This is a genomic window from Pseudomonas sp. GM84, assembly GCF_000282535.1.
Taxonomy (GTDB): domain Bacteria; phylum Pseudomonadota; class Gammaproteobacteria; order Pseudomonadales; family Pseudomonadaceae; genus Aquipseudomonas.
The window spans coordinates 1-10,373 of the sequence record NZ_AKJC01000320.1 but is presented as its reverse complement, the minus strand read 5'-3'; the positions used below and the strand labels follow the sequence as shown (position 1 = coordinate 10,373).

At 65.3% G+C, this 10,373-nt stretch carries 6 protein-coding genes and 1 pseudogene; all 7 read left to right on the top strand.

Annotated elements, in window-relative coordinates; translation table 11 throughout:
* The first annotated feature begins 195 nt into the window (after nucleotides 1–195).
* On the top strand, nucleotides 196–4,173 hold the full coding sequence (locus PMI38_RS22890) for a bifunctional nitrate reductase/sulfite reductase flavoprotein subunit alpha (RefSeq protein WP_008099417.1): 3,978 nt from the start codon (nucleotides 196–198) through the stop codon (nucleotides 4,171–4,173).
* A 302-nt stretch (nucleotides 4,174–4,475) separates the two neighbouring features.
* Complete coding sequence (gene nirB / locus PMI38_RS22885; RefSeq protein WP_008099410.1) at nucleotides 4,476–7,028, top strand: nitrite reductase large subunit NirB; 2,553 nt, start codon at nucleotides 4,476–4,478, stop codon at nucleotides 7,026–7,028.
* Entirely contained in the window at nucleotides 7,028–7,390 is a 363-nt protein-coding gene (nirD, locus tag PMI38_RS22880) for a nitrite reductase small subunit NirD (protein WP_008099408.1), read from the top strand. The genes nirB and nirD overlap by 1 nt, the downstream gene beginning before the upstream one ends.
* A 132-nt stretch (nucleotides 7,391–7,522) precedes the next feature.
* Nucleotides 7,523–8,455: a pca operon transcription factor PcaQ gene (gene pcaQ / locus PMI38_RS22875; RefSeq protein ID WP_008099406.1), complete on the top strand. Its 933-nt coding sequence runs from the start codon at nucleotides 7,523–7,525 to the stop codon at nucleotides 8,453–8,455.
* A 231-nt stretch (nucleotides 8,456–8,686) separates the two neighbouring features.
* Nucleotides 8,687–9,427 (top strand): FKBP-type peptidyl-prolyl cis-trans isomerase, encoded by a 741-nt coding sequence (locus PMI38_RS22870; RefSeq protein ID WP_008099404.1) that lies wholly within the window; start codon nucleotides 8,687–8,689, stop codon nucleotides 9,425–9,427.
* Between the two features lie 283 nt (nucleotides 9,428–9,710).
* Nucleotides 9,711–10,151, top strand: coding sequence for a YkvA family protein (locus tag PMI38_RS22865; protein ID WP_008099402.1), 441 nt, complete (start codon nucleotides 9,711–9,713; stop codon nucleotides 10,149–10,151).
* Nucleotides 10,152–10,252: 101 nt separating this feature from the next.
* Nucleotides 10,253–10,373 (top strand): annotated as a pseudogene (locus PMI38_RS26825) (transcriptional regulator); the annotation flags it as partial.

The following is a 10,373-nucleotide window of genomic DNA, read 5'->3' as shown; positions in this document are numbered from 1 at the left end:
GGTGCACCTGTGGGAGCCGGCTTGCCGGCGATAGGGCCGGAACAGCTGGCCCACTAATTGCTGACACACCCCCATCCCGGGCCTTCAACGTCGATAGCCCGCACACCTCACGACAAAGGCGCCGTGTTGCCCTGCTTGCCATCTGCAAGCCAGGTCAGCCGGCGCCTTTTTGCGTTCCTGAAGGAGAGACCGCCCATGGCCAGCACCGAAGTACGCAGCGTCTGCCCCTATTGCGGCGTCGGTTGCGGCATCGTCATGAGCGTGGCCGACGGCAAGGTCAGCAAGATCAGCGGCGACAAGCAGCACCCGAGCAACTTGGGTCGCTTATGTACCAAGGGCCTTACCGCCCACGTGCCGTTGACTGCCGTCGGCCGCATGGAAACCGCCTTCGTCCGCCAGCAGCGTGACCATGAGCCGGCGCGCAGCAGCCTCGACCAGGCCATCGCCCAAACCGCCGAGCGCCTGTGCGGCATCATCGACCAGCACGGCGCGGACGCCGTGGCGCTGTACGTTTCCGGGCAAATGTCGCTGGAGGCGCAGTACCTGGCCAACAAGCTGGCCAAGGGCTTCATCCGCACTCGCCACATCGAGTCCAACTCGCGCCTGTGCATGGCCAGCGCCGGCACGGGCTACAAGCTGTCGCTCGGTGCCGACGGCCCGCCGGGCAGCTATCAGGATTTCGACCGCGCCGAGGTCTTCCTGGTGATCGGCGCGAACATGGCCGACTGCCATCCGATCCTGTTCCTGCGCCTGCTCGACCGGGTAAAGGCCGGGGCGAAACTGATCGTCGTCGACCCGCGACGTACCGCCACCGCCGACAAGGCCGACCTGTTCCTGCAAGTGCGCCCTGGCAGCGACCTGGCGTTACTCAACGGCCTGCTGCACCTCTTGCACCGCAATGGCCACACCCACCCCGAGTTCATCGCCAACCACACCGAAGGCTGGGATGAACTGCCGGCCTTTCTCGACGATTACCCCCCTGAACGCGTGGCCGCCATCACCGGGCTGAGCGAAGCCGAAATTCGCCAGGCCGCCGAGTGGCTCGGTACGGCCGGCGAGTGGATGAGTTGCTGGACCATGGGCCTGAACCAGAGCGTCCACGGCACCTGGCACAGCAATGCGCTGTGCAACCTGCACCTGGCCACCGGGGCCATTTGCCGCCCCGGCAGCGGCCCGTTCTCGCTCACAGGTCAGCCCAATGCCATGGGCGGCCGCGAAATGGGCTACATGGGGCCGGGCCTGCCGGGCCAGCGCTCGGCCCTGGTGGCGGCAGACCGTAGCTTCGTCGAGGCGCAGTGGAGCCTGCCTCCCGGCAGCCTGCGGGCTGAAGGCGGCGAAGGCACGGTGGCATTGTTCGAGCAGATGAAGGCCGGGGAGGTGAAAGCCTGCTGGATCATCTGCAGCAACCCGGTGGCCAGTGTCGCCAACCGCCAGCAGGTGATCGACGGCCTGCGCCAGGCTGAGCTGGTGATCAGCCAGGACGCCTTCCTCGACACCGAGACCAATCGCTTCGCCGATATCCTCCTGCCCGCCGCGCTGTGGGCCGAAGGCGAGGGCGTGATGATCAACAGCGAGCGCAACCTGACGCTGATGCCGCGCGCCGTCGAGGCGCCGGGGCAAAGCCTGCCCGACTGGCAGATCATCGCCAGGGTGGCGCGTGCCATGGGCTTTGCCGATGCCTTCGATTACCCCGACGCCGAGGCCGTGTTCGACGAGATCCGCCGTTTCAACAATCCGCAGACCGGCTATGACTTGCGCGGCATCAGCTACGCCCAGTTGCGCCACAAGCCTCACCAGTGGCCAAGCGAACCGGGCCGCAGCAACGCCCGCAGCCCGGTGCGCTACCGCGCCGAGGGTGCCCCGTCGACGCTGACGTTCCCGACGCCCAGCGGCAAGGCGCGCTTCTTCGCCCGACCCTGGCTGCCCGCCCCCGAACTGCCCCACGCCGACTACCCGCTGGTGCTCAACACCGGCCGCGTGCAACACCAATGGCACACCCTGACCAAGACCGGCAAGGTGCCGGCGCTGAACAAGCTGGAGCCCGGCCCCTTTGTCGAATTGCATCCCGAGGATGCCGAACGCCTGGGCATCCACGACAAGGACCAGGTGGCCATCCGCTCGCGCCGGGGCCAGGCGGTGCTGCCGGCGCGGGTCAGTGACCGGGTCATGCCCGGCAATTGCTTTGCCCCGTTCCACTGGAACGATGTGATCGGCGAGCAGCTGGCGATCAATGCCGTGACCTGTGATGCAGTCGACCCGCTGTCGCTGCAGCCGGCTTTCAAACACTGCGCCGTGGCCCTGGAGCGGGTCGCCGGCGAACGCATCGACGCCCTTGAGCTGGGCGCCCCCACACACGCTTCGGAGCCTGCCCGCATGCCGACCGCGACCCTGTCCCGCCTGCTTGGCCTGGATGCCTTGCCAGCCCCGGTGCTGGCCGAAGATGAACGCCACTACCTGCAGGGTTTTCTGCTCGGCCTCGAGCAGGCGCGCGCCGAAGGCGTGCCTCGCTTGCCGGCCAGTGCGCCGTTGGCCGCTGCCCGACGTTTGTTCGTCGACGGGCTGCTGGCAGGGTTGTTCGCGCAACCGGGCGGGGCACCGGCCCTGCTCGCCGAGGCGCCGCGTCACCAGGTGCTGTGGGCTTCGCAGACCGGCAATGGCGAGGCGCTGGCCGAGCGCTGCGCCGAGCGTTTGCGTGGCGCGGGTCTGGAGGTTCAGCTCCGTTGCCTGGAGGCGGTCAGCCCTCAGCAGTTGCAAGGTGCAGCGAGCATCGTGGTGATTGCCAGCACCTTCGGCGATGGCGACGCGCCGGACAGCGCAGCAGCGTTCTGGCAGGCGCTGCAGGGCGAGGCGGGCGTCGTTTGCGGGGCGTTGCCCTATGCCGTGCTGGCCCTGGGAGACTCCAGCTACGACCAGTTCTGCGGCTTCGGCCGCAAGCTCGACCAGCGCCTGGCCGAGTTGGGAGGGCGGCGTCTGTTGCCGCGTGTCGATTGCGAGCCGGACTATGATGCGGCCTTCGCCGCCTGGCTCGATGCCTTGCTGCCCGCGCTGGGCGCGGCCGCCGCCTCGGCCCCTGCCGCCGAGCCTGCCGTCAGTTACAGCAGGCAACGTCCCTTCACCGCCCGTCTGCTGGAAAACCGCGTGCTTAATGGGCCAGGCGCCAGCAAGGAGACCCGTCAACTGATCTTCGACTTGTCCGGCAGCGGGTTCAGCTATGCCGCCGGTGACGCCCTTGGCGTATGGCCGCGCAACTGCCCGGCGTTGGTCGAAGAGCTGCTGACACTGATGCAGCTCGATGGCCAGACCCTTGTCGAGCTCAAAGGCGAGCCTGCAATGCCGCTGGCCATCGCCCTGCAAGCGCACCTGGAAATCGCCAAGGTGACCCCGCAGCAATTGCAGGCCTTCAGCGCGCAGGCCGCCGATCTGCAGCGGCTGCTGCTACCGGAGTGCAAGGCACAGTTGCAGGCGTGGTTGTGGGGCCGGCAACTGGTCGATGTATTGCGAGCGTTCCCTCAGCAGCTGCCGCTGGCCGACTGGCTTGCCCTGCTCAAGCCCTTGCAGCCGCGTCTGTATTCGATCAGTTCCAGCCCGCTGGCTCACCCGCAGCAAGTGCACCTGACCGTTTCCACCGTGCGCTATGGCGAGCGCAAAGGGGTGTGTTCGAGCTTTCTTGCCGACCGGGCGCTTGAGGTAGAGATCTTCCCGCAGGTGTCGAAGCATTTTCGCCTGCCCGAAGACGACAGCGTGCCGGTGATCATGGTGGGGCCCGGCACCGGCATTGCGCCGTTTCGGGCCTTCCTCGAAGAGCGTGAGGCGCGGGGGGCGACAGGGGGCAACTGGCTGTTCTTCGGCGAGCAGTACGCGGCCACTGATTTCTATTATCGGGAGCAGTTGCAGACCTGGCAGGCGTCGGGGCATTTGCGGCTGGACACGGCATTTTCCCGTGACCAGGCCGAGAAGATCTACGTGCAGCAGCGCCTGCGCGAGCAGGGCGCAGAGGTATGGCAGTGGTTGGAGGCGGGGGCCTGCTTCTATGTGTGTGGCGATGCCCAGCGCATGGCCAAGGATGTGGAGGAGGCGCTGCGCGAGATCATTGTCGAGCACGGGGGCGTGGATGCGGATGCCTACATGGATACGCTGAGCCAGGCCAAGCGTTATCGGCGTGACGTGTACTGAAGTGCCCCAGGATGGGGAGTCCTGCACCTGGAATGTGCGTTGCCTGTGCGGGCCCCATCGCTGGCAAGCCAGCTCCTACAGTTACAGCACTGCCCTCGAGTACTGCGCGATCCCCTGTGGGAGCCGGCTTGCCGGCGATAGGGCCGGTACCGACAACACAACTGGCACAGTCCCTGCTACATCCCCCCTGCAACCAGCCCCCTTGGTCAACGGCGATCAACCCGGGCACACCGTGATGAATACAGGCAAAGGCGCCTGGAGCTTCGGCTCCAGGCGCTTTTTTTTTGATCGAGGATCGGCATATGAAGGCAACAGCGAGCAGCGGGCAACGAGAGCGACTGATCATCGTCGGCAACGGCATGGTCGGCCACCATTGCGTCGAGCAACTGGTCGAACGCGGCGCGCTGGCGCGCTTCGAGGTGCGGGTATTCGGCGAAGAACGCCAGCGCGCCTATGACCGCGTGCACCTGTCGGAGTACTTCGGCGGCAGCTGTGCCGAAACCCTGGCCCTGTGCGAGCAGGGCTTCTACGGGGCCAGTGGCGTGCACCTGCACCTGGCTGAAGCGGTGCTGGAAATCGACCGCGAGCGTTGCCAGGTGGTCACCCCCCAGGGCCGTTACGACTACGACCACTTGATCCTGGCCACCGGTTCGTACCCGTTCGTGCCACCGATCGAAGGCTCCAGCGGCAATGCCCGCCTGGTCTACCGCACCCTCGACGACCTCGATGGGATTCGCGCCGCCGCCAGCGAGGCTCGCCGTGGCGTGGTGGTCGGTGGTGGTCTGTTGGGCCTGGAGGCGGCCAATGCCCTCAAGTCGCTTGGCCTGGAAGCACATGTGGTGGAGTTCGCCCCACGGCTGATGCCGGTGCAACTGGACGGCGAGGGTGGCGCGGCGCTCAAGGCACAGATCGAAGCCCTCGGCGTAGGCGTGCACCTGTCGCGGGCCACCCAGTCGATCAGCGCCGGCGAAGACTATCGCTACCGCATGAACTTCGACGGCGGCGAGCACCTGGAAACCGACCTGATCGTGTTCTCTGCCGGCATCCGTCCGCAGGACGCCCTGGGCCGGGCCTGCGGCCTGGAAATCGCCGCACGCGGTGGCGTGGTGATCGACAACCATTGCCGCACCAGCGACCCTCGCATCTTCGCCATCGGCGAGTGTGCCTCGTGGAATGGCAGTGTGTTCGGCCTGGTGGCCCCCGGTTACAGCATGGCGCGCAACCTGGCGGCGCTGCTGTCAGGCGAGGCGGCCGAGCCATTCACCGGGGCCGACATGTCGACCAAGCTCAAACTGTTGGGCGTGGATGTCGGCTCCATTGGCGACGCCCACGGTGCCACGCCCGGCTCGCGCAGCTACCGCTTCATCGACGAAGCCAATGCCGCCTATCGCCGTCTGGTGGTGGATGCCAGCGGCAAGCACGTGCTGGGCGCCGTGCTGGTCGGCGACAACAGCTACTACGACACGCTGCTGCAGTACGCCCAGAACGGCATCACCCTGCCAGCCGACCCGGCCGCCCTGATCCTGCCGCAAAGCGGCGGTGCGCCGACCCTGGGCGCCGATGCGCTGCCGGACAGCGCGACCATCTGCTCGTGCCACAACGTCAGCAAAGGGGCTGTGTGCGCGGCCATCGATGGGGGCTGTGGCGACCTGGCCGCAGTCAAGGGCTGCACCAAGGCGGCCACCGGTTGCGGCGGTTGCGCGGCGTTGCTCAAGCAGGTCTTCGAGCATGAACTGACGGCCCGTGGCGTGACCGTGGACAAAAGCCTCTGCGAGCACTTCGCCTACACTCGCCAGGAGCTTTACGGTCTGGTGCGGGTCGAGGGCATTCGCACCTTCAACGACCTGCTCGAACGCCACGGCAAGGGCCATGTCGGCTGCGACATCTGCAAGCCGGCGGTGGGCTCGATCCTCGCGTCGTGCTGGAACCAGCCGATCATGGACCCGGCGCTGGTGCCGCTGCAGGACACCAACGACACCTTCATGGCCAACATGCAGAAGAACGGCACCTACTCGGTGGTGCCGCGCATCCCCGGTGGCGAAATCACCCCCGACAAGCTGATCGTGATCGGTCAGGTGGCCAAGAAGTACGACCTGTACACCAAGATCACCGGTGGCCAGCGCATCGACCTGTTCGGCGCCCAGCTGCACGAGCTGCCGCTGATCTGGAGCGAGCTGATCGAAGCCGGCTTCGAGACCGGCCACGCCTATGGCAAGTCGACCCGCACGGTGAAGTCGTGCGTGGGCAGCACCTGGTGCCGCTACGGCGTGCAGGACAGCGTCGGCATGGCCCTGCGCCTGGAGGACCGCTACAAGGGCCTGCGCAGCCCGCACAAGCTCAAGTTCGCGGTTTCCGGCTGTACCCGCGAGTGCGCCGAGGCGCAAAGCAAGGACATTGGCGTGATCGCCACCGACAAGGGCTGGAACCTGTACATCTGCGGCAACGGCGGCATGCGCCCGCGCCACGCCGAGCTGTTCGCCACTGACCTTGACGATGAAACCCTGGTGCGCCTGATCGACCGCGTGCTGATGTTCTACATCCGCACCGCCGACAAGTTGCAGCGCACCTCGGTGTGGCGCGAAAGCCTGGAGGGCGGCCTGGATTACCTCAAGGATGTGATCCTCGACGACAGCCTGGGCCTGGCGGCCGAGCTGGAAACGCAGATGCAGCATGTGGTCGACCAGTATGAATGCGAGTGGGCCAATGCCCTCAACGACCCCGAGAAGCTCAAGCGCTTCCGTACCTTCGTCAACGACCGGCGCGCCGACCCGGATGTGCATTTTGTCCGTGAGCGCGAACAGCGCCGGCCTGCCGTACCCCTGCACCTGATCCCCACCGTCGAGGAGGCTGTGTGATGAACCTGTCCAATGCTGCTGTGAAAACCCACGAGAACTGGCAAGCGGTGTGCCAGGCAAATGACCTGGTGGCCGACTCGGGGGTGGTGGTGTGGCTCGGGGGTGCCCAGGTGGCACTGTTCTACCTGCCGGGGCTTGAGCAGAGCCTGTATGCGGTGGACAACCGCGATCCGCGCTCAGGGGCCAACATCATCGGCCGTGGGCTGGTCGGCAGCCTGCAGGGTGAGCTGGTGGTGGCGGCGCCGCTGTACAAGCAGCACTTCAGTCTGCAGAGCGGGAAGTGCCTGGAAGATGCCGGGCAGCAGCTGCGGGTGTGGCCGGTGCGGATGAACGGCGAGGCTGTGGAGCTGGCGGTGGCCTGATGCAACTGTGCAGGCTCCATCGCCGGCAAGCCGGCTCCCACACCTGCCTTGAGAACAGTGGAGTCCCTGTGGGAGCCGGCTTGCCGGCGATGAGGCCGGTACAGACCACATCAATGGGTTAAGCTTGCCGGCATGAACCTCGACACCCGCATCAAGTACCGCCACCTGCTGTGTTTCCTGGAGATTGCCCGGCAGGGCAGCCTGGCCAGGGCGGCCGACATCCTGTCCATCAGCCAGCCGGCCATCTCCAAGACCCTCAAAGAGCTTGAAGACCTGCTCGAGGCGCGCTTGTTCGAACGCAGTCGCCAGGGTGTGGTGCTGACATCCGCCGGTAGCCGCTTCATGCGCTATGCCGGGCCCAGCGTGCAGGCCCTGCGCGATGGCGTGAGCAGCTTGCGTGGCGAAGCGCGGGCGCCGTCGCAGGTACGCATTGGCGTGTTGTCCACGGTCGAGGGCCTGCTCATGCCGGAAGTGCTGTGCCGCCTGCACCAACGCCATGAAGCGCTGGTGATCAGCGTGGTCACCGGTGTCAGTGCGCAGTTGCTCGGGCAGCTGCACCTGGGAGAGCTGGAGCTGGTGGTCGGGCGCATGACCGACAGCCCGCAGATCCAGGGCTTGTCGTTCGAGCACCTGTACAGCGAGTCGATGGCCCTGGTGGTCCGCCCCGGGCACCCCCTGCTGGCGAAGGTGCCGGTGGAGCGGGCGCAGGTGAGCCGCTATCCCCTGGTGCTGCCACCGTCGGGCACCACCATTCGCCAGCACGCCGACAGCCTGTTCGTGCAGTGCGGCATCCAGATGCCGGCGCAACGCCTGGAGACCTTGTCGCTGGCGTTGAGCCGGCGCTACCTGCTGGGCAGTGATGGTGTGTGGGTAGCACCGCGCGATGCCGTGTTGCTCGATTTGCGCCGTGGCGAGTTGGCCGAGCTTGACCTGGGGGTACGCGAACCGGGCGGTTCGGTGGGTATCTGCCGCAATGCCGCCTTGCCGCAAAGCCTGCCAGGGCAGTGGGTATGCGAGGTGCTGCGCGAGGTCGCGGAGCAGTATCGCAACGATGTCTATCCCTGATCAGTTGTCCGGGCTCAGAACTTTAAGACATTAATCGCCATAAATTTCGAGCGAAACCGCAATCAAGGGTCAATACTGGCCAATGGCTGTGTTCCGTTGATGAATAAGCCTTCAAGCACTGAACTTCCTTACCAGAACCCGCTCTTATGCCGGTAGCCATTGGTAATGGCCGCCTGATAAGCTCGCGGCTTTACCCTGATTGCCCACATGGCGCATGAACAAGGAAATAGCATGAAACAGCATCGTTTGGCGGCTGCGGTTGCCCTGGTAGGCCTGGTACTGGCTGGCTGTGATCAACAAGCCAGCAGCCCCGAGCTGAAGACTCCGGCACAGAAAGCCTCCTACGGTATCGGCCTGAACATGGGCAAGAGCCTGGCTCAGGAAGGCATGGAAGACCTTGATTCCAAAGCCGTCGCCCTCGGCATCGAAGACGCCGTTGGCAAGAAAGAACAACGCATCAAGGACGAAGAGCTGGTAGAGGCCTTCACCTCGCTGCAGAAGCGCGCCGAGGAGCGCCTGGCCAAGGCCAGCGAAGAAGCGGCCAGCGCCGGCAAGAAATTCCTCGAAGAAAACGCCAAGAAGGCAGGCGTGGTCACTACCGCCTCGGGCTTGCAGTACGAAGTGGTCAAGAAGGCTGACGGCCCACAGCCCAAGCCGACCGATGTGGTCACTGTCCACTACGAAGGCAAGCTCATCGACGGCAAGGTGTTCGACAGCTCGGTCGAGCGCGGCAGCCCGATCGACCTGCCTGTCAGCGGCGTGATCCCGGGTTGGGTCGAAGGCCTGCAACTGATGCACGTCGGCGAGAAGTACAAGCTGTTCATCCCGGCTGAACTGGCCTACGGCGCACAGAGCCCGAGCCCGCTGATCCCGGCGAACTCGGTCCTGGTGTTCGACCTGGAACTGATCGCCATCAAGGACCCGAGCCAGCTGCAAGGCGAGGCGCCTGAAGCCGAAACCCCTGCCAACTAAGAAGCAACACAGGTAGGTGATAACGCCCCGTTTCGACGGGGCGTTTTCGTTTGTGCCGCCGGCTCCGAGCGAACCTCAGGACAGCGCTACTGTCCGAACATGGACGGTGTGAAGAAAGGGGACGCCTGCGACGCAAATCGTTTGCGTAACTGTAACGACTGTGTAAAAAACGCCCGATCTGACCGGGACCCTTGCCTTGTGGGCGCCTGCCGTCAGAAACTTCGCCCTGTTCACAAGGTTATCCACAATAAATGTGGATAACCTTTTCCCCGCTGGAGGCCCTATGAGCGCACCCTGGAATTTCGCCCGCTTCCTGCCCTTGGCCGAGCGCCTGCTCAGTCGTGGCCGGCTGCCGGCCTTGCTGTTCGCGGTGGCCCGCAAGGGGCCGCGCCTCGGTCAACTGCGTGAGGACGTCAAGTTGTTGCAGGCGTTGTGCCTGGCCTGGTGGCGCGGTGAGTACCGGTCGATCAGCCCCAAGGCGCTGGTGACCATCGTCGCTGGCCTGCTGTATTTCGTCAGCCCCATCGATGCCATTCCTGACTGGTTGCTGGGCGTGGGTTTTCTCGATGACATCGCCGTGCTCGGCTGGGTACTGAAGACCGTGTCCGATGAGCTGGCGCGCTTCAAGGCCTGGCGCGACAGCCAGTCGCCAGAGCGTCTGCGCGTGGTCGAGCGCCTGCCAGACACCCCCGAAGCGCTGCGCCTGGAGCGCAAACGTCACTGAAAGCGCGCCGATCCCCACACACTCCCACACTTGGTAATATAATTGGCATAAGGGTTATGCCTACGGATTACATGCTGTAATCCAAAGTGAGGGGGTTTGTAATGGGTATTCAGGTTATTAGCCGGGACGGTCAGCCCGAGTACGCCGTCGTTCCCTGGGAGCAGTACCAGGCGCTGCTCAAGGCAGCCGGCCAGGCACCTGCCGAAGCGGCTAACGCGGCAG